General features: G+C 42.7%; 18 protein-coding genes. 11 read left to right on the plus strand and 7 right to left on the minus strand.

The window, feature by feature from the left end; genetic code table 11:
* Positions 1-14 precede the first annotated feature (14 nt).
* Positions 15-3,596: a PAS domain S-box protein gene (locus BUR42_RS01310; RefSeq protein WP_074237372.1), complete on the plus strand. Its 3,582-nt coding sequence runs from the start codon at positions 15-17 to the stop codon at positions 3,594-3,596.
* On the plus strand, positions 3,593-5,569 hold the full coding sequence (locus tag BUR42_RS01315; protein WP_074237373.1) for an LTA synthase family protein: 1,977 nt from the start codon (positions 3,593-3,595) through the stop codon (positions 5,567-5,569). Before BUR42_RS01310 ends, BUR42_RS01315 begins: the two co-directional genes overlap by 4 nt.
* Here the strand turns inward: BUR42_RS01315 and BUR42_RS01320 are convergent, their stop codons facing one another.
* The gene (locus BUR42_RS01320; protein ID WP_074237374.1) at positions 5,570-6,802 is read right to left on the minus strand and encodes a YaiO family outer membrane beta-barrel protein; all 1,233 of its coding nucleotides are present in this window, start codon (positions 6,800-6,802) and stop codon (positions 5,570-5,572) included. It abuts the gene before it with no gap.
* 117 nt (positions 6,803-6,919) lie between these two features.
* Here BUR42_RS01320 and BUR42_RS01325 point away from each other — a divergent pair, with 117 nt between their 5' ends.
* From BUR42_RS01325 to BUR42_RS01335, 3 genes are read left to right on the plus strand one after another with little or no spacing between them, the layout of a single operon-like run.
* Positions 6,920-7,282, plus strand: coding sequence for a response regulator transcription factor (locus tag BUR42_RS01325; RefSeq protein ID WP_074237375.1), 363 nt, complete (start codon positions 6,920-6,922; stop codon positions 7,280-7,282).
* A gap of 17 nt (positions 7,283-7,299) precedes the next feature.
* On the plus strand, positions 7,300-8,364 hold the full coding sequence (locus BUR42_RS01330; RefSeq protein WP_074237376.1) for a HEAT repeat domain-containing protein: 1,065 nt from the start codon (positions 7,300-7,302) through the stop codon (positions 8,362-8,364).
* Complete coding sequence (locus BUR42_RS01335; RefSeq protein WP_074237377.1) at positions 8,361-9,785, plus strand: glycosyltransferase family 2 protein; 1,425 nt, start codon at positions 8,361-8,363, stop codon at positions 9,783-9,785. Before BUR42_RS01330 ends, BUR42_RS01335 begins: the two co-directional genes overlap by 4 nt.
* A gap of 126 nt (positions 9,786-9,911) precedes the next feature.
* Here the strand turns inward: BUR42_RS01335 and BUR42_RS01340 are convergent, their stop codons facing one another.
* Positions 9,912-10,379, minus strand: coding sequence for a GNAT family N-acetyltransferase (locus tag BUR42_RS01340; protein WP_074240373.1), 468 nt, complete (start codon positions 10,377-10,379; stop codon positions 9,912-9,914).
* Between the two features lie 41 nt (positions 10,380-10,420).
* Here BUR42_RS01340 and BUR42_RS01345 point away from each other — a divergent pair, with 41 nt between their 5' ends.
* Positions 10,421-11,596 (plus strand): PAS domain-containing sensor histidine kinase, encoded by a 1,176-nt coding sequence (locus tag BUR42_RS01345; protein WP_074237378.1) that lies wholly within the window; start codon positions 10,421-10,423, stop codon positions 11,594-11,596.
* Entirely contained in the window at positions 11,593-12,615 is a 1,023-nt protein-coding gene (locus tag BUR42_RS01350) for a response regulator (protein WP_074237379.1), read from the plus strand. The genes BUR42_RS01345 and BUR42_RS01350 overlap by 4 nt, the downstream gene beginning before the upstream one ends.
* Before the next feature lie 78 nt (positions 12,616-12,693).
* Here the strand turns inward: BUR42_RS01350 and BUR42_RS01355 are convergent, their stop codons facing one another.
* Both BUR42_RS01355 and BUR42_RS01360 read right to left on the minus strand, forming a co-directional pair.
* On the minus strand, positions 12,694-13,065 hold the full coding sequence (locus tag BUR42_RS01355; RefSeq protein WP_074237380.1) for a hypothetical protein: 372 nt from the start codon (positions 13,063-13,065) through the stop codon (positions 12,694-12,696).
* Positions 13,062-13,895, minus strand: a complete 834-nt coding sequence (locus tag BUR42_RS01360; RefSeq protein ID WP_074240374.1) for a universal stress protein — start codon at positions 13,893-13,895, stop codon at positions 13,062-13,064. The genes BUR42_RS01355 and BUR42_RS01360 overlap by 4 nt, the downstream gene beginning before the upstream one ends.
* A gap of 801 nt (positions 13,896-14,696) precedes the next feature.
* On the opposite strand from BUR42_RS01360, the gene BUR42_RS01365 reads away from it, so the two are divergent.
* The 3 genes from BUR42_RS01365 to BUR42_RS01375 all read left to right on the plus strand — a co-directional run bounded on the left by BUR42_RS01365 (position 14,697) and on the right by BUR42_RS01375 (position 16,068).
* Positions 14,697-15,131: a MauE/DoxX family redox-associated membrane protein gene (locus BUR42_RS01365; protein ID WP_074237381.1), complete on the plus strand. Its 435-nt coding sequence runs from the start codon at positions 14,697-14,699 to the stop codon at positions 15,129-15,131.
* A 306-nt stretch (positions 15,132-15,437) separates the two neighbouring features.
* Complete coding sequence (locus BUR42_RS01370; RefSeq protein WP_074237382.1) at positions 15,438-15,683, plus strand: DUF6520 family protein; 246 nt, start codon at positions 15,438-15,440, stop codon at positions 15,681-15,683.
* Positions 15,684-15,828: 145 nt separating this feature from the next.
* Positions 15,829-16,068, plus strand: coding sequence for a DUF6520 family protein (locus BUR42_RS01375; protein WP_074237383.1), 240 nt, complete (start codon positions 15,829-15,831; stop codon positions 16,066-16,068).
* 47 nt (positions 16,069-16,115) lie between these two features.
* On the opposite strand, the gene BUR42_RS01380 is transcribed toward BUR42_RS01375, so the two are convergent.
* Positions 16,116-17,399 carry a TlpA family protein disulfide reductase gene (locus BUR42_RS01380; RefSeq protein WP_074237384.1) on the minus strand — a complete coding sequence of 428 codons (1,284 nt, stop codon included), beginning with the start codon at positions 17,397-17,399 and terminating at the stop codon, positions 16,116-16,118.
* A gap of 32 nt (positions 17,400-17,431) precedes the next feature.
* Between BUR42_RS01380 and BUR42_RS01385 the strand changes: the two genes are divergently transcribed.
* Positions 17,432-18,466: a hypothetical protein gene (locus tag BUR42_RS01385; protein WP_074237385.1), complete on the plus strand. Its 1,035-nt coding sequence runs from the start codon at positions 17,432-17,434 to the stop codon at positions 18,464-18,466.
* 6 nt (positions 18,467-18,472) lie between these two features.
* On the opposite strand, the gene BUR42_RS01390 is transcribed toward BUR42_RS01385, so the two are convergent.
* On the minus strand, positions 18,473-19,840 hold the full coding sequence (locus BUR42_RS01390; RefSeq protein WP_074237386.1) for a RagB/SusD family nutrient uptake outer membrane protein: 1,368 nt from the start codon (positions 19,838-19,840) through the stop codon (positions 18,473-18,475).
* 20 nt (positions 19,841-19,860) lie between these two features.
* Complete coding sequence (locus tag BUR42_RS01395; protein ID WP_084185271.1) at positions 19,861-23,295, minus strand: SusC/RagA family TonB-linked outer membrane protein; 3,435 nt, start codon at positions 23,293-23,295, stop codon at positions 19,861-19,863.
* Positions 23,296-23,310 lie beyond the last annotated feature (15 nt).

A 23,310-nucleotide genomic window follows, 5' to 3' on the forward strand; every position in this document is an offset into this window, starting at 1 on the left:
CACTACTGTTGTTAATGAACAAGCAGCCAGATCCGCAGCATGAAAAAGAACGCCTGAAAGCGTTACACAAGTACAATATCCTTGATACCAGACAGGAAGAAGAATTTGATAAAATAACCGAACTGGCTTCTGCTATCTGCGGCATGCCTGTTTCCCTGATAACCATTATAGATAAAGATCGTGAATGGGTTAAATCCCGTGTTGGGATTGAGGTGAACGAGATAAAAAGGGAGGAATCCATTTGCATGTACACTATTATGGAGCCACAGCTTTTTGAAGTGCCGGATGCTTCCATCGACCCCCGTTTTGCCAATATCCCACAGGTTAAAGGACCGGAACATATTCGTTTTTATGCAGGTTACCCGCTGATAGATAAAGATAATTTTGCTTTGGGGGTCTTATGTGTGATAGACAGGAAGCCTAACAAGCTCACAGACACACAGCGTCATTCCCTGAAATTACTGGCAGATACTGTTGTTTCTTATATTTCAGACAAAAGGAAGAACCAGGAGCTGTATCAGTTTGAACAGCTGTTCAAACTGTCCAACGATATGATCTGTATTGCCGGCGTAGACGGCTTCTTTAAAAAGATCAATCCTGCTTTCACAAGGGTGCTGGGTTTTGATGAGGCCGATATCCTGGAAACCCCCATCCTGGATTTCGTACACCCGGATGATGTGGAAGATGTGGCTAAAGAAGTAGAGCGCCTGAATGCAGGGGTATCCATGATCAATTTCACCCGCCGTTTTAAAACAAGGTCCGGGGACTATAAATTACTGCAATGGGTGGCTAACCCGGAAGTAACAACCGGGGATATCTTTGCCATCGGACGGGATATTACAGAAGAAAGGAATAAAGAGCATTTGCTTGAGATCAGTGAAAATAAACTGAGCGCCTTTTTTGAACATTCACAGGGATTAATGTGCACGCATGACCTGAACGGAAGATTTATATCCGTGAACACAGCAGGGGCAGAGTTGCTTGGGTTTACATTAGAAGAAATGTCAACGAAAGGATTGACCGATATTATCCCGGAAAGCCATATCCCTGCATTCCATGCTTATCTCCACACAATTGAATCAGTAGGTAAGGCCAGCGGGCAAATGACCACCATACATAAAGATGGCTCTCCCCGCATATGGATGTTTAATAACATCCTGGAGAAAGGGGTGAATGGTGAAGCACCTTATATAATAGCCAATGCTATTGATATCACAGAAAGGTATTTCCTGGAAAAAGACCTTGCCCGTACCAAGGAAATGCTGGAACAAACTAACCAGGTAGCCCGTGTAGGAGGCTGGGTAGCAGAAGTTTCCAAGGAAAAGATCTTCTGGACGGATATGACAAAAGAATTGCATGAGGTGCCGATGGATTTTGAACCTGATATGGAAACCGCCATCCGGTTCTTCAAAAAAGGAGAAAGCCAGAACAGGGTCGTACGTGCACTGAATGAGGCCCTCACACAGGGAAAATCCTGGGACCTCGAAGTGGAGCTTATTACTGCAAAAGGAAACATACGCTGGGTAAGGACCCTGGGAAATGCAGAGTTTGAAGGCGGTTCATGTAAACGGCTGTATGGCGCATTCCAGGATATTAATCAGAAAAAGAGATCAGAACTGGAAGTGACCAACTCCAGGAAATTACTACGGGATGTATTGCAGTCTGCTTCAGAAGTGAGCATTGTGGCAACAGACCGGAACGGCCATATCACTTTATTTAACAGCGGTGCGGAAAGGCTGCTGGGATATAAGGAAGAAGAAGTGATCGGAAAGCTGATGCCGGAACTCCTGCACGATGAAGGAGAAGTAATGAGCAGGGCAAGCGAGCTTTCCCTCGAAAAAGGAGTACGGGTTGAAGGCATGCAGGTATTTGCATATATACCCGAAAAGGAAGGCTCTGAGCAACGGGAATGGATATACGTAAAGAAAGACGGCTCCCGCTGTATCGTATCGCTGGTAATGACAGCTATCCTGGATGCACGCAAGATAACTGTAGGGTACCTGGCAATTGCAACAGATATCACCAAACGGAAAAAAATGGAAGAAGCGCTGATCACTGCCAAATTACAGGCTGAACAGATGAGCAGCGCCAAATCAGAATTCCTGGCCAATATGAGCCACGAGATCCGGACACCACTCAACGGCATTATCGGCTTCACGGGCCTTGTGATGAGGACCCCGCTGGATGAAACCCAGTTGCAGTATCTCACCATCGTGAACCAGTCCGCCGGCATATTGCTCAGTATCATCAATGATATCCTGGACCTTTCCAAGATCGAAGCCGGTAAACTGGAATTGCACATGGAACAGCTGGACCTGTTCAAACTGGGAAGCGAGGCAACTGATATCATCTCCTACCAGGCACAGAACAAAGGGCTGGATGTATTGTTCAATATTTCAGACGACCTGCCCAGGTTTGTCATTGGGGATCCATTACGATTGAAACAGGTACTGATGAACCTGCTGGGCAATGCCGTAAAATTCACGGAAACGGGAGAAATTGAATTACGTATTTCCGCGATCACCGATCCTTATGATGACCGGATCACGTTTAAATTTGAAGTAAGGGATACCGGCATTGGTATCAAAGCGCATAAACAGGAAAAGATCTTTGAAGCTTTTGCGCAGGAAGATGCTTCCACCACAAAGAAGTATGGTGGTACTGGCATAGGGCTGGCTATTTCCAATAAGATCCTTGCGCTGATGGGAAGCAGGTTACAACTCATCAGTTACCCCGGTGGCGGCAGCACTTTCTACTTTTATGTTACCCTGGAAGCCGCCAGAGAAGTGACCTTAGAGCCTGAAACGGCAACAGGCAGCATTGAAAGCCTGCAGTTGGAAGATATAGCAGCAAATGTGCTGGTAGTTGAGGATAACACAGTGAATATGCTGCTTACAAAAGTGAGCATTCTTAAACTCATGCCTAAGGCAAATATCATTGAGGCCGGCAATGGCCTGGACGCAGTGCAGATATGCCGTTTAAAGATGCCGGATATTATCCTGATGGATATTCAGATCCCCGAAATAAACGGGTATGAAGCTACCATGCGCATCCGTTCGCTGGAAAGGGAAGGGGAGCATGTACCGATCATTGCTTTAACTGCCGGAAATATCAGCGGTGAAAAGGAAAAGTCCATTTCCGCAGGAATGGATGATTTCCTTTCCAAACCCATTGTACAGCATTCACTGGCAGCTATCCTCAGCAAATGGTTGGGAAGAAAATCGCCGGTTATGGAAGAGGTGGTGCATACAGGAAAGGAACAACATTTTAATGAAGAAGTGTTGAGGGGGTATCTCGGAGAGGATAATATCAGTAATGATATTCTGCTGCTCACGGCGAGCGAAATACGCAGATCATTTGAAACACTTGCGCAGCACGTACAGGATCAGGACCTGAAAGGCATACATGCTATCGGGCATAAATTATATGGTACTGCCGCAACAGTTGGATTGGAGATCCTGGCTGTTTATGCCAAACAATTTGAATACATTCCTTCATTTGAGGAAGCTGCTGTAAAGGAAATGCTGGCTAAAGCCAGCGCTGAACTTACGCTTGTACTGGATATTATTCATCAGAGAATCGCCGGCGGAAAATGAATATACCTAAACTACACTTCTGGATACCCGCATTTAACAGGTTCCTGTTACTTTCATGCCTCTGGCTGATCATCATCCTGCTGTTACGGGCAACGGACCTGGTGAGCATCGGTAATTTCCCTGTTGCGCCCGCCCCCCTCATTGCCAATGCCCTGTGGGCAGATCTTCTCACATTCCTGAGTTTGGTACGCTGGATAGCAGTTCCTTTTGTACTGCTTTATATGTTTGTGAACAGTAAAGCTGCAAATATCTTTTATCTCCTGCTGATCAGTTTATATGTATTGATCAGTTTTGGATTGAACCTCTATTTTCATCAGGCCAATGTGCCGCTGGGGGCAGATGTTTTTGGCTATTCTGTGAAAGATATCAAACAAACTGTAGGGGCAGCAGCCGGCGGATTACCTGTTTCCACCATCATTGCCCTGGCCGTAGTGATTGTTCTTTCAATCGCTGCCATTTTCCTTTTTACAAGGCTTCAGGTCCGGGGAGACAGGAGAGGGTTCTGGTTTGTGTTAGCATGTATCTTACTTTTCTGGGTGCCGCTCTCCGCATCACTTACCCATAACCGGCTTCGGTCTGAATATGCAGGGAATATTGCCCTTAATAAAACAGGTTTCTTCCTCACCAGGGCACAGCAATATTTTTTATCTCCTGATGATGAAGCCGCTCTGCCGGATCCCGGTTATGTGGCTGCTAATCAATATCCCTTTTTGCATAATGCCGGTACAGATAATGTGCTGGCGCCTTACTTTAAACCAGCCGGGGAGCGCCCGCCCAATATAGTGATTGTATTGGTAGAAGGGCTTGGCAGAGCATTTTCCGGCCAGGATGCTTACCTCGGAAGTTTTACACCTTTCCTGGATTCTTTATCGCAGCACAGTCTTTACTGGGAGAACTTCCTGAGCGGCGGCGGCAGAACATTTGCCGTGTTGCCCTCCCTGCTGGGTTCTCTGCCTTTTGCGAAGAATGGTTTTGCAGAACTGGCACCGCAATTGCCGAACTCCCTTACTTTACTGAACATCGCTAAACACAATGGTTACCGCACCCGTTTCCTCTACGCCGGAGATGCGGGTTTTGATAAAATGGACCTTTTTGCAAAAGACCAGTCCGTAGATACAATTATCGGTAAAGAAAACTTCGGGGAGGGATATGAATTACTTCCCGCAAACAGCGGAGGTTTTACATGGGGGTACTCAGATGCCGCCCTGTTCTCAAAATACCTGGATGTTACCCCGTCGGACAGCTTGCAGCCAAGGCTGGATGTAATGCTCACCGTATCCACCCATTCTCCCTTTATTATCCCGGATCAGGCATATTATAATGCATTGGCAGAAGAACGTATACGGGCCCTTTCTTTAACGAAAGAGCAACAGGCAGAGCACCTGCAATACAAAGCCGTATATGCTTCCATCTTATACATGGATAATGCCCTGCGTAATTTCTTCCGCGCACTGGTTGCAAGGCCGGATCATCAGCACACAATTGTACTGATCACAGGAGATCACCGTTTGCCTGAAATACCCATGCGCTCTAAAATAGACAGGTATCATACCATGCTCATGGTACATTCACCCTTATTGGAACGCGCCGCAAAGTTTTCTTCTGTTTCCTCCCACCTGGATGTTGCACCAGCTCTCATAGCTTACCTTGGCGGATTCCAGGGGTTTAAAACACCCTCCCTTGTTACATGGGTGGGTAATGGACTGGATACGGCGCGGGCATTCAGGAATATACATCATTATCCACTGATGCAAACAAAGAACGACCTGGTGGATTTCATATCCGGTACCTGGATGCTGAATAGTGATAATCTTTTCAGGATACTTCCCGATCTTAACCTGGAGCCGGTAACAGACATTGAAAAGATACAGCAGTTGAGAACAGGCTTTAATAATTTCCGTCAGAAGAATAACCAGTTCCTGCAAACACAACAGCTGATCCCTGATTCTTTGTACAAACAGTTTGTTCCCTGATCAGAACCTGCGCATCAGGCTGATACCTATATTGAGCTGGTTGCCATAAGTGTCCGGCCGGTATTCTTCATAATACCAGGTGCCATTGATGCCTATGATGTTCTGTTTTGCAAAGGTGCGTTGCCAGGCCAGGTTTAGTTTGTAGCTCATCAGGCTGTTATTGATCTTATAGTTGATATTATTGCGCTGATCATCGGGAGAAATACCCGTGCCTATTCCCAGCGTGATAAAATCGTCCGCACCGGCTGTATAATAACGAGTGGTAAAGTTAAAGGATTTGGAAAGGTTGTCTTCCCCCGGTGTAAGATAAGTACGCAGATTGAACCAGAAGTTGCTGAGGTACTTTCCTACAGAAGCTGTATATACCCAGGTGGAACTGGAGAAATAGAGGTACCGGAAACCCAGCTCTGCTTCAAAGCTTCGGGGCAGATTGGCATAAAGTGAGAAGCCTGCGCGGTAGCGTGGAAAAATGTCGTTGCCGGAATAACCCAGGCCAACATAAGAATAGAAGGTATTGGAGATCCTGGGATAAGCTTCCAGTTCACCCTGCACGCCGCCTTCTCCGAATTTCCTGGCATAGTTGATCCGTCCGAGTACAGTTCCTATAGCGGTTTGCCTGGCATAGCTGAAGCTTAACATATGCCAGGGCTGATCAAACCTTTTATCAAAATAGGTATAGTCATAACTGAGATCTATCTTGTTCTTCCGCACCTGGTCACGGATACTGCTTAATACAGCACGTGCTGCAGCATTCCCGGGATTGATATCCAAAAGCATATTGGCGGTTTTGGCTGCTTCCGGAAGTTGTTTCACAGAAGCCAGCACTTTGGCTTTCCGCAGGAGCAGGTCTTCTGAACGGGGATGATTTTCCAGCCCTTTATTCAGCAGTTCAAGCGCTTTTTCCGGCTGATCATTCCAGTATTCCAGATCGGCTGCAGCCACATATACATCTTCATAAGAAGGCTGGTTTTGCAGGATGTACTGAAATTCCCTCCGGGCACTGTCCGTTTTGTCACTCCAGGTATATACGCGCCCAAGGAAAACGCGTATATCCGAATAGTCAGGACTTTTTGACAACGCTATCCTGCATAGCCGTATCGCCTCTGTATAGTCCTTTCTGTCGAAAGCCGCTTTGCGGGCTTCCTGAAAAAGTTCATCAGATGAACGGTTGTCCTGCGCAGTAATATGCAGAGTAATAAAACAGGTGAATACGATCAGGTATAAAGCCCTCATAACAGTAGGATACGGTTTGAAAATAAATCTACTTAAAATATAGTAGATTATATCGTTTTAAACCCTTCTGATTCAACGGAATATTTTCTATATTTAGGAGACTATATCCAAACCACGATGAAAATACTTATTGCAGAAGATGATAACCTCATCCGCAGAACGATCGAGATTAAACTGGCAAAAGATGGTTACGAAGTTATTTCCTGCTCAGAAGGTAATACAGCATTGGACTGTATCCGTGAAGAAATGCCGGATATCGTGCTCACGGATATTATGCTCCCTTCAGTATCCGGGCTGGAAATTGTGAGCGCCGTGAAGGATATTACAGATAAATCGATCAAGGTGATCGTATTATCTGCCATGGGGCAGGAGAATATCGTGGAAGAAGCATTCCGGCTGGGTGCAGATGATTACATGACCAAACCTTTCAGTCTTTCAGAACTTTCCATCAGAGTAAAGAAACTGATTCATTCCAAATAGCCCAATAGTATATATCCTTGAAACAACCGGACACTATTCCCGCAGATACCTTATATGCGTATACGCTCTTTTTTGTGGCGCTGATCATCGTTATACTGATAGCTACGCATCTACGGCTTTCCATTAGGAAAAAACAGTTCCTCCTTGAAAAAAAGCTGCAGGAATTCTTTGATCAATGGTTAAGCAGTATGCTGCTGGATGATTTTTCAGAAGGTGTGAAAGTGGAGGTCCCGGAAGGATTAAAAGATACCAGGAAAAATAAGATCGCCCGGCAATATGCCATTGACCAGCTTATCAGTACCAAAAAGAGCCTCGTTGGCGTTGCCTCCCGCAATGTGGTTTACCTCTATGAGCAGCTGGGATTGAAAACAAGTTCCCTCCGGAAGTTTAATAGCAGGATCTGGTATAAAAAAGCAAAAGGCATCTATGAGCTGTATATGATGGAGCAGAAAGATATGAAGGAACCTGTACTGCGTTATACCAACAGCAGCAACGAGTATATCAGGCAGGAGGCGCAGACAGCCGTGCTGGCTTTCTCGGGTTTTGAAGGCCTTTCTTTCCTCAACAAACTTACCCGGTCAATGAACAGCTGGCAACAGGTAAAGCTGCTGGAACAGCTGGAACCGCTTGATCCGGGATACCTGGAACCATTGAAGAACTGGTTGCGTTCTGAAAATAACAGCGTGGTGATCTTTGCATTAAAACTTGCGGAGATCTATCAGCAATACCACCTCAAAGAAGCTGTAGAGGCATGTTTGCTGCATCCCAAAGAAAAAGTAAGAACGCAGGCCATCAAAACCCTCACACAAACAGGAGATGAGCATACTGCGCAGGTACTGGTGGAGAAATATGCAACGGAAACCATTGTTAACAGAACTGCCATCCTCAAGGCACTGGAAAACATAGCCACCGATCAACAGAAAGCATTCCTTGAAAAGGAACTGCAAAGCGGGGATACCTCCATTCAGCTGCAAACGGCACGGGTAATAGCAAAGTGCTGCACGAACGGAATGGCTGAGCTGCAGCATAAACCCGGGTTTCAACAGATATTCCTTCATATTAAAAACGAAATGGCAAGATGAACTTCGTGGATATACTCATATATATTATCATATCAGCTATATTCCTGTATTCAGTTGCGCTGATCGTTTTTTATGTGTTCATTGGCCTTAACTCCATCGGGGAAACAAGAGAATACCTGAATAAGAATGATTTTACCGATTACCGGCTGCTGGCCTCTTCCCCGCATGCACCAACAGTGAGTATACTCGCGCCTGCCTATAATGAAGGCGCTACCATTGTAGAGAATGTAAGATCACTTCTTTCCCTGTATTATAATAAGCTGGAACTGGTAGTGATCAACGACGGGAGTAAAGACGACAGCCTGCAAAAGCTCATTGATGCCTATAAGCTGGAGAAAGTTGATTTTTTTGTGAATTACAGCATTCCAACGCAGCAGGTAAAAGCAGTGTATAAAACCCGCCACCCTGCTTATAATAAACTCGTGGTGGTGGATAAGGTGAACGGAGGAAAGGCAGATGCGCTGAATGTGGGGATCAATATCGCCAGTAATGATTATATCGTTTGTATAGACGCAGATTGCATACTGGAACATGATGCCATCCTGAAAATGGTCAAACCTTTCCTGGAAGAAGGAGAAGCCAGGGTGATCGCATCTGGCGGAGTGATCCGCATCGCCAATTCCTGCGAGGTGAAGAACGGAAGGCTGACACGTGTTTATTTACCGGAGAATTACTGGGCCAGGATGCAGGCCCTGGAATACATACGTGCCTTCCTGTTAGGCCGCATGGCCTGGACGCGGCTGGATGGATTGCTGCTGATCTCCGGCGCCTTTGGTGCTTTTGATAAGGAAATTGCCATTAAATGCGGTGGTTACAATACAGAAACGGTAGGAGAAGATATGGAACTGGTAGTTAGAATGAGGCGTTATATGCACGAACAGGACCTTCCTTACAAAGTAACATACATTCCTGATCCGCTCTGCTGGACCGAAGCACCCGAAACCACCAATATATTAAGCCGCCAGCGCAACCGCTGGACACGTGGAACCATCGAAACACTTCGTTCTCATAAAAAGATCTTTCTTAATCCCCGTTATGATCTGCTGGGTGTACTGAGCTATCCTTACTGGTTATTATTTGAAATGCTGGCACCTCTGATCGAGTTTGCCGGTTTTATCGTATTCATCGTATTAGCCGCAATGGGATTGATCAACTGGCATACATTCTTTGCTTTTTTATTGTTTATTATTTCATTCGGTTATCTCAATTCCATTTTTGCTATTTATATGGAAGTAGCCACCTATAATCAATACAGGCGGAAAAGGGAAGTGAGGAAGCTGATCTTTGCTGCACTTACAGAACCTTTTGTTTTTCATCCATTTGTAGTATGGGCGGGTATCAGGGGATATTTTGATTTCCTGCGTAAACGCAGGGCCTGGGGCGAAATGACGAGGAAGGGGTTTACAAAAGCTGTATCATAAATATAATTTACAGACTAAGATCATGAAAAAAACTGATCCAGGTCAGTTATCACCGCAGCCAAATCCTGCATCTTTGCCCAACCTTTAGTATATGAAATTTTAGTGTTTTTCATAGGATATGGTAAATTATAGCGCTGCAGATTCCTCTGTGGCGTTCTTTGATTTCATCCATTGCTCATAACTCATCTCAAACCTCACTTCGCTATTCGCCTGTAACCCTGTATTCCTCCAACCGGTAGAAGTATAAAACCGCTCCGCACGCGTACCGGCTGCCGTAGTCAGCCATAAGGCCTCTCTAAAAGAAGCAAAATACCAATCCAGCATCAATGCCTGCAATTGTTTGCCGATGCCTTTCCCCTCCGACAGTGGATGTACAAATAATGCCCAGATATTCCGCTGCTTAATGTCAACAATAGCAAAGCCTGCAATCCCTTGCTCCGTTTCACACAGCCATCCTTTACCATCAGTAGTAAGGAAGGCCCTGTAATCCTCCGTGGTAACAAGAGATGGCGTATTGAGCACATTTTCCTTTACCGCCATGCGAACGTAGTGAAGAGCGGGGATGTCTGCCGGAAGGGCTTCTCTGAAGATCATTGCGTATTTTTTCTTAAATTTACCCACCAATTTAAGCATTTATGAGAAACGATAATATAGGCTTTGATGTACTCTTTCAATATGCCACGCTGGGTATTATCGTTACAGATGCTGAAGGAAAGATCATCCTCGCAAACCCCTTCCTGCTCAGGCAATTCGGTTATATAGAAGATGAATTGACCGGAGAACCAGTTGAAAAACTGATCCCCGGCCGCTTTGGCCATCGTCACAAACATCACAGGGATGGTTTCAATCAACATCCCCACAGCCGCCCTATGGGCATAGGGCTGGACCTGTTTGCCTTAAGGAAAGACGGTTCTGAATTCCCGGTAGAGATCAGCCTCGGTGCCTACAAAACGGAATCAGGGCAATTTGTAGTAGCATTTGTAAGTGACATCTCACTAAGGAAAGCCTCGGAAAATGCATTGAAAGAATTAAATGCCGCATTAGAGAAGAAAGTGGAAGAGCGCACTGCCTCCCTTTCAGAAGCAGTAGCGCAGTTGAATATACAAATGCAGAAGGAGAAAGAGCTGAACGAGCTAAAGTCGCGTTTTGTTTCCATGGCCTCCCATGAGTTCCGAACACCCCTCAGCACAGTACTGTCTTCTGCCTTCCTCATTTCAAAATATGAGCAGTCCACAGAACAACCACAACGCGAGAAACACATCCAACGCATTGTTTCCGCCGTAAACATGATGACGGACATCCTCAATGACTTCCTCTCGGTAGGCAAAATAGAAGAAGGTAAAATACCCGTCAGAATGCTGGTCTTCGATGTGGAAAGCCATATCAGCAGCATAGTACAGGAAATGATCATGCTGCGTAAAAAGCAGCAGCAGATAGATTATAAACATACCGGCGATAAAAACATCCTGCTGGACCCTTCTTTGCTCAAACACATCGTACAGAACCTTTTATCCAACGCCATAAAGTTCTCTCCTGAACATGATACCATTACCATAAGAACAGTAGTAACTGACGGCCAGTTCGTTTGCAGCGTAAAAGATAACGGCATCGGTATTTCCAAAGAAGACCAGCAGCATTTATTTGAAAGGTTCTTCCGCGGCAACAACGTAAGTGATATACAGGGTACAGGGCTTGGCCTGCACATCGTATCCAAATATGCAGAATTAATGAACGGCGGTATCCACTGCCATAGTGAAGAAAACAAAGGCACCGAATTCACCGTGACCTTCAAAACCGAAAGCGCAATATGACAACCATCCTACTTATAGAAGATAACGCAGATATCCGCGATAACACCGCAGAGATCCTGACCATGGCAAACTACAAAGTACTCACTGCAGCAGATGGCATGGAAGGTGTACACAAAGCATTCGAACATAAACCAGACCTGATCATCTGTGATATTACCATGCCTGTACTCGACGGATATGGTGTATTACACATGCTGCACAAACGGAATGCCTTGCAGGGAACGCCCTTTATCTTCCTCACCGCAAGAGCAGAAAGGTCAGATATGCGCAAAGGTATGGAAATGGGGGCCGATGATTTCATCACCAAACCCTTTGATGCCATGGAACTGTTACAAGCCATCGAGATCCGTATCAGTAAAGCCGCACAAATAAAAGCATCCAATGGTTTCGACTCATTATTATCCGTAGCCACCGGCCAGCTGGAAGCATTAAAAAGTGAGCGTAATACCAATACATACAAAAAGAAACAGGTGATCTATACAGCAGGTAACCGTGCGTCTTATCTTTTTTATGTATTAAAGGGAAAAGTAAAAACGAGCATGCTCCATGATAACGGAAAGGAACTGATCACAGGTTTATATAACGAAGGCGATTACCTGGGTTACACCACTTTGTTAGAATCCGGCATATACACCGATCAGGCGGAAGCCATCGAAGATGCAGAACTGGCACTTATCCCTAAGGCCGATTTCGATGAACTGATCAATAGCAATCCTGGTGTGCTGAAAAGATTTATTGAGATGCTGGCGAAGAACATGGTAGAGAAAGAGGAACAGCTATTGGGCATCGCGTACAATTCTTTACGAAAGAAAGTAGCAGATGCCCTGTTATCCATCCATAAGAAGTTCAATACGATGAGTATTGATATCAGCAGGGATAACCTTGCTGCTGTGGCAGGTGTAGCTAAAGAGTCCCTTATCCGAACGCTGGGAGATTTCAGGGATGAAAAGCTGATCAATATTAAGGAAGGGGATATCCTGCTGCTGGACCTGAAGAAGCTGGCGTATATGCTGAATTAAAGGAAATGGAAGAACGCAATATACCGGCCATTGCAGCTTCAATGTAATGGCCGGCATATTACTTCCGGGGAACAAGTTTCATGCATTCAGCAACGGCAACCCAATACATTGTTGCTTCAACAACTCAACTTCATTTTTCATCCTGGCCAGATCCTCATTCAAGCTATCCTGTTGCTCCTGGTGAGGCCTGGCATCCCTGTTCCGTTGCTGAAAATGCATCACAAGATCATGATGTAACAGCGCCAGTGCCTGGTCATTCTGCAGCAGCTGCACCTGCAACAATTCCGCCCATTCCACAAAAGACCGCGTAGTGGCAGTTTTCAATGCATTCGCCAAACGCTGCTTCAGGGCAATATTCTCCAGTTTCAATTGCTCCAGCAGTTTCAGCGACTCCCGGTGCTGCCGCGCATTCTGCAGCAGGATGTCCTCCCAACTCAATGACTGCTTCATTTATTATGCGCTATAAAGAGTGGACATTTCAAGGTACGCAACAGCACATCCGCCATACTATTCTTAAACCAGCGGGATACCGCACTGCGCTGATAAGCCCCCAGTACAATAAGTGTATTTTCCTGTGCTGTTTGCAGATGCCGCAGCACTTCGGTTTCCGGTTCTCCTTTTAATACTGTATAAGTGGCCTGCGGGCAGCGGCGTTTCATGAATTCCTTCATGAGCTTATTCTCCGGAAGATGGAGATCATCCTCTTCTCCCTTTACCGTTACTACTTCTGCTGGCAGCGTGCAGGGAAGGATATGACTGAACATCTTAATGGCAAATACTGCAGTGGGGGCGCCATCATACAACATGACCACCTTTTCAACCGGCATATAATGTTTAGGAACCAGGAACACCGGGCATTGTACCTCGGCCAGCAGGTCTTTAACAAACCGGGTAGGAGGGATTTCCTGGTGACGGGCAAAGGTTTCATTGGCATCCAGGATGAGCAGATCGGCATAGATGCTTTCCCTGAGGAGATCTGGCAGGGAGAATCCTTTATCCCTGTGAACGCTGTAGTTGACCCTGGCTTCCTGGCAGGCCTCTTCAAACTGAATAACCGCCTGGTCTCTGATCCGGGCATCCTTTCCAGCCAGTAGCCGCACTGTTTTTTCGAAATCCTGCCCGCTTTCCAGCACTTCATAGATACTAAAACTGTTACGGGTGAAGTCGTCCAGGAATACCCCAACCAGGTGGGCGTTATGGAATTTGGAGAGCCTGATGGCTGTTTGTATACTGGAATTGGAGAGGTTTAAGCCGTCCAGTGCAACGATGAACTTTTTCATAGGGCTAATATCCAGCAGAAAAAATACCTGGCTGATGACGGTGGTCAATGGGGGCGGTGATCTTGATTTTTGGGGGTAATAAGAGGGTAGCTATTTGAGGGGAGGAGGGGAGTTCAGAGGGTAGCTATTTAGGTGAAAATGCTTGTGGAACGTGAGTATACGTAGTTTGTATTGTTTCATTAACAAGGGTAGTAAAATTACTACATGCTTGTCTTTGCAGTGGCTTCTATTCTGCTGTGGTGGCCTGTTTCAACAGTTAGTTAGGGTGCCTTCTTATTAATTTCTTTGCATTTGAAAATTATTTTCACATTTTTTTCTCTCTTATATTAGAAATAAATTGACTCATAAGTTGCTGTAATGCAGATTGAAAAACAGCAGTAACGAGATGGATTAAACGTGATTACTTCAATGAACATATTTTTATTTCTTAGTTTTTTTTACACTGCAAAACTGTTTCAGTGAGTAAATCTAATTTAGTGAAACGAAAGACAAAATAACCATTTAGACAGAGACAGACATAGATTGTATTACCACAAAAAATGTTACCCAATGGAACGCATTAGCTTAGGACGTTTATAGTAACCTGTATCCATATAGAAACTACAGACCCTAAAATCTCCATATTATTGAATTTATTTTTTATCGCTTGAGAATACAGCCCATTAGCTATTATCCAACCTGGATAGGTAGCATGTGAGAATTGCTTGCAATATTTACTGTTTAATCCTAACGTATGATAAACTGGTAACGGTCTACGGATAATTACAGGCGTTTAAGTTTTAAACTTAATTATCAAAACTCATGAAAAAAAGTACAGTGCTGGAGATAATTGTCTCCCTGCTGGTCATGCTTTTCCTTTATGCCAGCGTAAGTAAATTATTAGATCTGGAGGAGTCGAGAGAGCAGATGTCTAAATCTCCTTTTATAACGGGGTATGCTAACTTTTTGGCATTGATGGTGCCGGTTTCAGAGATTGTAATTTCAGTATTGCTGCTTATTAAGAGAACGAGAATAATAGGGCTGTATGCTTCATTCTGCATTATGCTTGCATTCACGATATATATATACATGATGTTACATTATAGCTCATATCTTCCTTGTTCATGTGGTGGTGTATTGGCTTTGATGAGTTGGGAACAGCATTTTTGGTTTAATGTAGTATTTGTGTTGATTGCGCTGGCTGGCATTTTAATACATTCAAGAGGTGAACGGCATGTGGAAGCAGCTAAAGCATAGCCCGGTTTTATGAAGGTGAGACTTGCTTATTATTAAAGTACATTTTATGAGAAGAGTTATTCTATCCGCCATTGTAGTCTTTTTGTCCATAGGGGCAGCTTTTGCAAATGCAGTGCGGTGGCAGGGATACTATTTGTGGGATGCCAATACTCAGCATTATGTCTGGTATCACTACCCACCTCTTCAGGAAAAAATTGATGTAATGTGTTGGGGGAGTAGTTATGATTGTTATTACATCCTTGATGAAACAGGATCCGTTAAAACGTGTGTTAGATTTAGAGATCTTTAGCTTATTAAAATGGTCATATGAAAAAAATAACATTGTCAGTTCTTGCCGCATTTTTTGCAATATGCTCTGCTTTCGCTGGTTCAGTAGCTCAGGCTGGATACTATATATGGAATCATTCAACCCAGAGTTTTACAAAGTTAAGCCAGCCGCCTAGTCAAGATTGGATAGACCAAAATTGCGTTGCTGATGATCTCGATTGTTATTATGGATTGGACGAAACAGGCACAATAAAGGAAGTCATTCGTTTTAGACCCAACATCTGAGTAAGAAATATTGCAAGCTCTTTGACATAGGGTCTACAAAGCCCCAATTTAATATTAGTCAATTTATTATATGCGCGTATAACAGGGGTAGCTGAAAACCTGTAAAATAGAGTAAGCTCTTTATTTATTTTTATAAAACTATTTTATGAAAAAAGTAACATTGTCTGCCGTTGTAGCCATCTTCGCAATAGGTGCAGCTTTCGCTGGTTCTGCCACTCAAGCTGGTCACTTCCTCTGGAATCCTGCAACTCAATCTTTCGATAAAACTACCCTTCCTCCAAGTCAAGTTTTGATCGACCAAAGATGCGTTGGTTCTGAAACTGATTGCTATTACATTCAGAATGAAACTGGAGACAAAGAAGTTATCGCTCTTAGGGCTCTTTAGTTAACATTGGCAGGAAGACCTTTAATAGGTCTTCCTGCTATTTTTATTTAATCCTGATATATTACCAGTACATCAACTAAAGCTTTCTTTTTAACCAGATCTAAGTCATATTTTTTTAGTTGTGTTTGAATGGTGGAAATGTTCATAGTTGTTTGAGTAACAAGTGGTTCATTTCCCAAGTCAATATCAACATTATCAGAATAGTTAGTTTGGTCAACTAAATAAAGAACGCCACGAGGTGAAAATGAATTAAGTGTACTTATTAAAATACTTATTGGGCTGTTAATTAATTGACGTTTTCCTGATGATACGATATTTACAAGTGGTTCCCCCCCTTTCGATTTTATTTTATCTTTAGACGAAGTTCTGTGCAAAACCCAGCAATCAATATTTCTCTTTTCAACTTTCCCGTAAAAAGGGAACGCTCTGCGAAGGTCCTGCTGCATTATTTGGAAAATGCTATCCCTATTTTGGATAAATGATGGGAGGGTTAGATCATAACAGAATAATTTCTTCTCTTGCATTTGGCCAATATCCAAAAGTGAAGAATCTTTTACATTTAAAAAGATGCGATTGAAAATAGTAGGCTTAAATTCAAGCTTTCCATATGCAACAATTAACATTTTAAGAAGATCTACATTCATAGCGGTAAAACCATTGATAGCCCCAGAATTATCTTTTTTGACTGACATAAAACTGGATAAGGATTCATTTCTGCCAGCAAGAACAGAATTGAAGAATATTTTTTGGTCTCCGCCTCCATTGTTATTGATCAAATAAGGTTTTTTACCGTCGTAATCCAGGTTATCCTTTTTGGTCTTAAAACTGAATTTATCCCCTTTAAGGAATTTTTCAATATTGGCGGTAGTAACTGCTGTATTGTCTGTGATCGCAATGATCGAATCTTTATCATTAATCCATATCTCATGCGGTATCATGGCATGTTTGAACATTTTACTAAGACGGTTGTCTTCAACAATGGATGGGAGAGAGATGTTTTTGGTGGTTTTGTTATTCTTGAAGAAAGTTTCGATCTTTTCTCTGGGCTCATTGGTGACCAGAATTATTTGAAGATCGCCTTCGTATTTCTTTTGCAAACTATCAAGTTTGGGGAATTCAGCTATACAAGGACCGCACCAGGTAGCCCAGAAATCAATTAGCAGCATTTTCCCCTTATGTTCGGAAAAACTTAAACTATCCTTATGGTAATTGACTACAGGACCAATTATTTTTTCATTAAAGATATCGCCAGTTTCATACGTGCCTTGCGCTTTTACTCCACTTGCTGTAAACGCAAGAAAAAGGAGCACTTTCCAGAAGATCTTTACCATGAATTAAGTTTTAACTTTATAATATTTGGATAATGAAAAAAATTATTTTAATACTGTCTTCAATTGTTCTTGTTACTATCCTATGTTTTTTATACTTATATCAAACGGCTGATATAGCGAATAAGGGGAGAAATGGATTTGACAGGGTTTTTTCAGATAGATATGTTAAAAATGATCATGCAATAGCCAATGAATTTAAGGTTCAAAAGGTTATTGGTATCCATGGCGCACGGCTGTATTTTGTATCACCCGGTGCAGGCTACCTTGTTTCAACTGATCTGGACCTGAAAGACCCTAAGAAAGTTATTCTTGAAAAGAACGAAGCCCCGCCAGTCTCTTATGCCCTTGATTCAAATTTTATCTATTCATACGCCATCAACGAAAATGCCGTTTCAGTGTTTGATTATGATGGAAAACTGCTAAAGAGAGTATTAATTAAGCAGCAGTTTTCAAGAATAATAGCATTAACAGAAAGCATTTTTGTTATCAGAGATTTTAAGAAACTAATGGAAGGTGTAACATTTGTAAAGATTAAAGTGGATTCCGCTTTAGATGAACAAATAAAGATGAAAGAACTTGATATCGAATCATATAAGAATAATCCATTTGCAAATGATGGATTATTAGTAATGGACAGAGATTCAGGAACTATTGTATATATGAATTACTATCATAACTCCTTTTTTGTAATGGATACTACCTTTTCTAAAGCAATAAGGTACCGGACAATTGATACTACCAGCTTATCAAAGCTGTATACAAAAAGTGTTAAGTCAGAGAAAAAAGTTGGTATTACCAATTATAGCCCGGCTAACATTATTAACAGGGATGCTGTGATTAATGATGGTAAAATGCACCTTCTTTCTAATCTCGCTGCTGATAATCAGCCGAAAGATCAATTCTCATCTTCTACAACTATTGACGTTTACCAGGTACAGTCTGGTAAATATCTTTACAGCTATATGTTGCCTGATTGCCATAACAATAAAGTAAAGAGCTTGTTGTTGAAAGACGCAGAATTGATCTCCGTATATCCTGATTCAATTATCAAATACAAAATGAACTGAGCGTTATTAATTATATCCCGTGTTTTGCGAAAGATTCGGGTTTTTATTCCTTTCGTTCTGCGGGATGGGATATAATGCATCTGTTGAATTCCAAAGATCTTTTTTTAGTTTGGTCAGGACAGAATCCGCAGCGTTGGTCCTTTTTAGATCAAACCATCGATGGCTCCATTCTGCAAATAGTTCAGAACGCCTTTCTTTCGCTATGCTCTGTAAAAGGAGCGGTTCGGTTAAAGGCCCTGGTATGGGTATTAATCCGGCTCTTTGTCTGATGGTGGAAAGGTCAGTATTAGCGTTATCAAAACTATTTTTGTGTACATAACATTCGGAACGGATGAGGAATAGCTCTGCGCTTCTTAACAATACAGCGTTTTCTGCTGCAGCACCTGTTGTGGTTACTCTTTTTTTATACTTAAAAGGATATAAATAGTTTTTACCGCTATATGTTATAGGATTGGTCCAGTTCGTTTTTCTCAGATCACCTGTTTCAAACGAAGTTGCCATATCATCTATGAGTACATAAGAAGGTGTGGTGGCAGCTGGAACGAAATTAGTTCCCAGTGCAGTAAAACCATTTTGCGTTTGTATCTCAAAAATGGTTTCTTTATTGTTTGCCTGAAATGTTGTAGCAGGAGTGGATAAGGGCGTAAACAGGTTTGAGCTTAATACTTTGTCACATTCAGCAATTGCGAGGTCCCAGTTCTTCTGATAGAGGTAAACTCTTGCCAGTAAGGCTGAAACTGCATACTTGGTTACCCTGTTTTTTGTCGCAGTGGGAGAATTACTGAGTTTGTCTGCCGCATCTTTCAGATCTGCAATGATCTGTTCATATACTTTCCCGGTTTCAGATCTGGATAAAACGGCGTTTTTATATACATCTGTAGATGTAACTAAGGGGATGGCGCCATAATAATTGAGCAGATAAAAGTGGAAAAAAGCCCTGAAGAATTTACTCTGCCCGATGATTTCATTCTTTACACGTACTGGCAGATTATCTGAGTTTGTAGTCCCTTCTATTAACAAATTGGACTGGTAGATAATATTATACGAATATTGCCATAATCCAAGAACGAACCTAAGATCAGTTGCAACGATTGCATTATTATAGTATATAGCATCGCTGCTGTTAAAAGAGGTAAGTTCATCGGCTGTCAGACCTCCTGTTAATGTTGTTTGTATCATAAGTGTACTGGCCAGGGTGCCGGACAGGGAAGTATATATGCCATTAAGTGCAGCATATGCCGTAGTAGAATCCTGGAATACAACCAGTGTAACAATCTCTGTAGAGGGATTATCTACATCTATTAGTTTTGAACAGCCTGAAATGCCTAATGTTATTCCCAGTATTACTATTATGTTGGATAAGATCTTTTGCATAAGTCGAGGTTTAATTAGAGTTATAAAGACAGCTGTATTCCTGCAGTTAACATTTTCAATGGAGGTAAACCCATGGACCCCACTGAGCTGTTTGTTTCCGGGTCAAGCCCTGAAAAATCTGTAATGGTTAATAAATTCTGTCCCTGAACATAGATCCTCGACTTAATTGATTTTATATTGAGATCATATGAGAGAGAAAGGTTTTTTAGCCTGATGTAACTGGCATCTTCGAGGTAATAATTACTATACGGTAAATAAGCATTTGTTAAATTAAATACATCTTTCCCTGCGGTTGCACTTGCAGCTGGTATATTGGTAATGTCTCCTGGTTTTGTCCAACGGTTCATTACTTCTATTCTTTGGTTGGCCAGAGTGCCATGCGAGAATCCGATGGTATAACCGTCTTTCTTTACAAATTGAAAGAGAAAGTCCAGCGTGAAATTAGCATAAGTAAAACTGTTGCTAAAGCCGCCATAATATTTTTGGTCCAGGTTTCCCATGTCTATATAATCCCCGGGAAAGTTACCAATTGTTCCATTTTTATCAATGTCCAGAATAATGGGTGCTCCGGTTTGAGGATCAATGCCTCCGTATGCCATTCCTTTTTGTAGTGTTAAGGATTTACCCAGTGTAAACTGAGAAGCGTAGGAGGAGGATTGTAAAGTTGGAAACTTGGCAAGTTCGTTTTTGGGTATTGTTAAGTTGATAGCACTAGACCAAGTGAAATTTTTGGTCTTTATGTTTGTTGTATTTAGCTCAAACTCAAGCCCTTTATTCACAACAAGAGCAGGGAAGTTAGCATTGTAAAATTGTGCTCCTGTCATAACCGGCAAAGCATAATTTATTAGTTGATTTCCGCTCTCATTTTTATACCAGGTGCTGGATAGGAATATTCTGTCTTTCAAAAGACCTAATTCCAATGAAAATTCCAACTTTTTAGTGACTTCCCAGCTGAAGCTTGAATTCGCTATCCTTGAGGGCGTTAGTCCCGGGTTTCCTGCATAGCTGAAGGAAGAAGATGTATACGTAGAGAGGTATTGGTAGTCAGAAATTCTATCACTGCCAACTGATCCATAACTACCTCTCAGCTTTCCGAAACTGAGGAAGCTAATATTATCACGTATGAAGTTTTCGTTAGAGAATAGCCAAGCCCCGCTTATACCATAGAAATCACCAAATCTTTTGTTAGGTCCAAAACGGGAGGAACCATCACGCCTGAAAGAAGCATTCACTATATATTTGTCAGCATAGATATAATTAAGCCTTCCAAATCCAGATGCATACTTATATTTTCTATCGGTGTAGAATTTGGAACCAATTGTTCCTGCTGCAGCTAGGCTTTCTAAAAGGGATTCATTTGCATAGTTTTGACCTTGTATATCGGAATACTTGCTTCTTTGATATTGCCATGTTCCGCCCAATAATGCAGTGAGCTTTCCATTGAACAATTCCCTAGTGTAGTCAAGAGTGGGTTCTATAATATATGAGTTTAAGCGACTGTTCCCAAACCATGCTGAGCTTAATGAAGTGGTAGTAGGAGGGTTGGCTGATTTAGGGAAAAGCTTATTCTGCTCCATTCTTATATCATTAAATCCGAGGTTGACCTTGAATTTAAGTTGCTTCATGATCTCATATTTAATGGTTGAATTAAATATGAGATTGGAAGTTTGACTTTTTGCTTTCAGCCTTAGCGCAGCAATTGGATTATAACCTAAAGTCCAATCCAGGTTCCCGGCCTTGTCATATACAGGCATATTGGGAGCGAGATTGTATAAATTCGTGAAGTCCTGTGTAGTGGTCTTGTTGTTGTCAGTTGTATAGTTACCGGTGAAAGTGATACCTAGTTTTTTGTCAGTAGATGTATGATCAATATTGAAATGTCCTCCTCCGCGATAATACCCGAAGTCGCCTGGGTATACAGTTGTTTCACGATGAAAATTTCCTCCAAGCAAAAAACGTGTTGTCTCTGATCCGGAAGAAATTGACACTTGTGCGTCTGTCATTTTAGCTGTACCACCGATGTAGAACTTTTGCCAGTCGGTATAAGCATTTTGGTCCCACACCATTAAATCAGGATCCGCAGCTATTGTAGGGCTTACGTTATCATTTTTGAATGCTTCTCTCCGTATTTCGAGGTATTGCTGTGTGTTCAGCATTTTAAGCATATTGGTTACCTTACCGGCTCCACTATATACGTTTACATGAAGTTTTGCCTTACCCTGTTTACCTCTTGTAGTAGTGATCAGGATCACGCCATTGGCAGCTCTTGATCCATAGATGGCGGTAGCATCTGCATCTTTAAGTATCTCAACACTTTCTATATCCGATGAGTTAATGGTATTAAAAGGACTCACAAATCCGTTTGCACCACCAGAGCTATTGTTTTCATTTATTGGCCTTCCGGGAAAAGGTACGCCGTCTATTATGTATAAAGGCTCATTACCTGCTGTAATAGAGTTTCTTCCTCTGATTTGAACCAGAACAGGGCTTCCCGGTAAACCGGTTGTTTGTGTAATAAACAATCCCGGTGCTCTCCCCTGCAAAGCAGTCATTGGGTTTGTCACCGGTTGTTTCCTGATATCCTCTCCGGGAATTTTAGAGATCGAGCCTGTATTATACCTCCTCGTAGTCGTCCCATACCCCATAATAACAGTCTCGTCTAAACGATCCACTGCTCTCTTCAACTGCACAACCAATCTCTCAGATCCCCTGATAACATAATCCTGCGGTTGATACCCGGTATAACGAATCGTTACCGTCTGACGATCGGGAACATTCCCCATGCTGAATCTTCCCTGCCCATCCGTCGTAGTCCCAATCTTCCCCCCATTCACAATCACCGTAGCACCCGGCAAAGGAAACCCCTCATCAGAAGTAACCGTCCCCGAAACCGTCACCCTCGGCAAACTATCTGTAGCGCCTACACGCTCAGCAGCTTGTACAGGAGTGGTACCCGCAGGCACAGCCGCATTCTTCTCCATAATAATGATCCCTTTCCCCTTGATCACCCATTTCAAATTCCTCCCTTTCAAAACCTTATCCATCGCTTCCGTTAATCTCTCACGGGATACATTCACCGAAACTTTCTCTTTCGGATCAATTACTTTGGTGTTGTAGAACACACTGTAATTGGTCTGGGATTCAATACTCCTGAACACCTGTTCAATTGGAATATTGTTTGCATTGATCGTAATAAGAGCGCTATCCTGTAAAACAACAGCTTTCACGCTGATACTAAACGTAAGCAAAACCCCGAGTAGCCATTTGCTGCTAAAGCAAACAAAGCGATTCTTTCTGTTCATTCTGGTTGATTTTGATTTACTAGATTCCCAATAACTGATATTAAATTTGCCAAGCACTTTTAGAGTATTTTGTAGAAGAGGAAGAAAGGGGGGTGTTGGGGTGAACTCCAAACAAACTTTTTTCAAAAATATTTTTCCTTTGAAATAGGCCACTCTAGAGGGTTACAT

The organism is Chitinophaga niabensis, assembly GCF_900129465.1.
GTDB lineage: Bacteria > Bacteroidota > Bacteroidia > Chitinophagales > Chitinophagaceae > Chitinophaga > Chitinophaga niabensis.

Bases quoted from the DNA above. Each gene is read 5' to 3' on its own strand.
- BUR42_RS01390 (WP_074237386.1), bottom strand. From the start codon at position 19,840: ATGCAAAAGATCTTATCCAACATAATAGTAATACTGGGAATAACATTA.
- BUR42_RS01325 (WP_074237375.1), top strand. From the start codon at position 6,920: ATGAAAATACTTATTGCAGAAGATGATAACCTCATCCGCAGAACGATC.
- BUR42_RS01315 (WP_074237373.1), top strand. From the start codon at position 3,593: ATGAATATACCTAAACTACACTTCTGGATACCCGCATTTAACAGGTTC.
- BUR42_RS01335 (WP_074237377.1), top strand. From the start codon at position 8,361: ATGAACTTCGTGGATATACTCATATATATTATCATATCAGCTATATTC.
- BUR42_RS01365 (WP_074237381.1), top strand. From the start codon at position 14,697: ATGAAAAAAAGTACAGTGCTGGAGATAATTGTCTCCCTGCTGGTCATG.
- BUR42_RS01340 (WP_074240373.1), bottom strand. From the start codon at position 10,379: ATGATCTTCAGAGAAGCCCTTCCGGCAGACATCCCCGCTCTTCACTAC.
- BUR42_RS01310 (WP_074237372.1), top strand. From the start codon at position 15: ATGAACAAGCAGCCAGATCCGCAGCATGAAAAAGAACGCCTGAAAGCG.
- BUR42_RS01360 (WP_074240374.1), bottom strand. From the start codon at position 13,895: ATGAAAAAGTTCATCGTTGCACTGGACGGCTTAAACCTCTCCAATTCC.
- BUR42_RS01375 (WP_074237383.1), top strand. From the start codon at position 15,829: ATGAAAAAAGTAACATTGTCTGCCGTTGTAGCCATCTTCGCAATAGGT.
- BUR42_RS01380 (WP_074237384.1), bottom strand. From the start codon at position 17,399: ATGGTAAAGATCTTCTGGAAAGTGCTCCTTTTTCTTGCGTTTACAGCA.
- BUR42_RS01345 (WP_074237378.1), top strand. From the start codon at position 10,421: ATGAGAAACGATAATATAGGCTTTGATGTACTCTTTCAATATGCCACG.
- BUR42_RS01385 (WP_074237385.1), top strand. From the start codon at position 17,432: ATGAAAAAAATTATTTTAATACTGTCTTCAATTGTTCTTGTTACTATC.
- BUR42_RS01350 (WP_074237379.1), top strand. From the start codon at position 11,593: ATGACAACCATCCTACTTATAGAAGATAACGCAGATATCCGCGATAAC.
- BUR42_RS01370 (WP_074237382.1), top strand. From the start codon at position 15,438: ATGAAAAAAATAACATTGTCAGTTCTTGCCGCATTTTTTGCAATATGC.
- BUR42_RS01355 (WP_074237380.1), bottom strand. From the start codon at position 13,065: ATGAAGCAGTCATTGAGTTGGGAGGACATCCTGCTGCAGAATGCGCGG.
- BUR42_RS01320 (WP_074237374.1), bottom strand. From the start codon at position 6,802: ATGAGGGCTTTATACCTGATCGTATTCACCTGTTTTATTACTCTGCAT.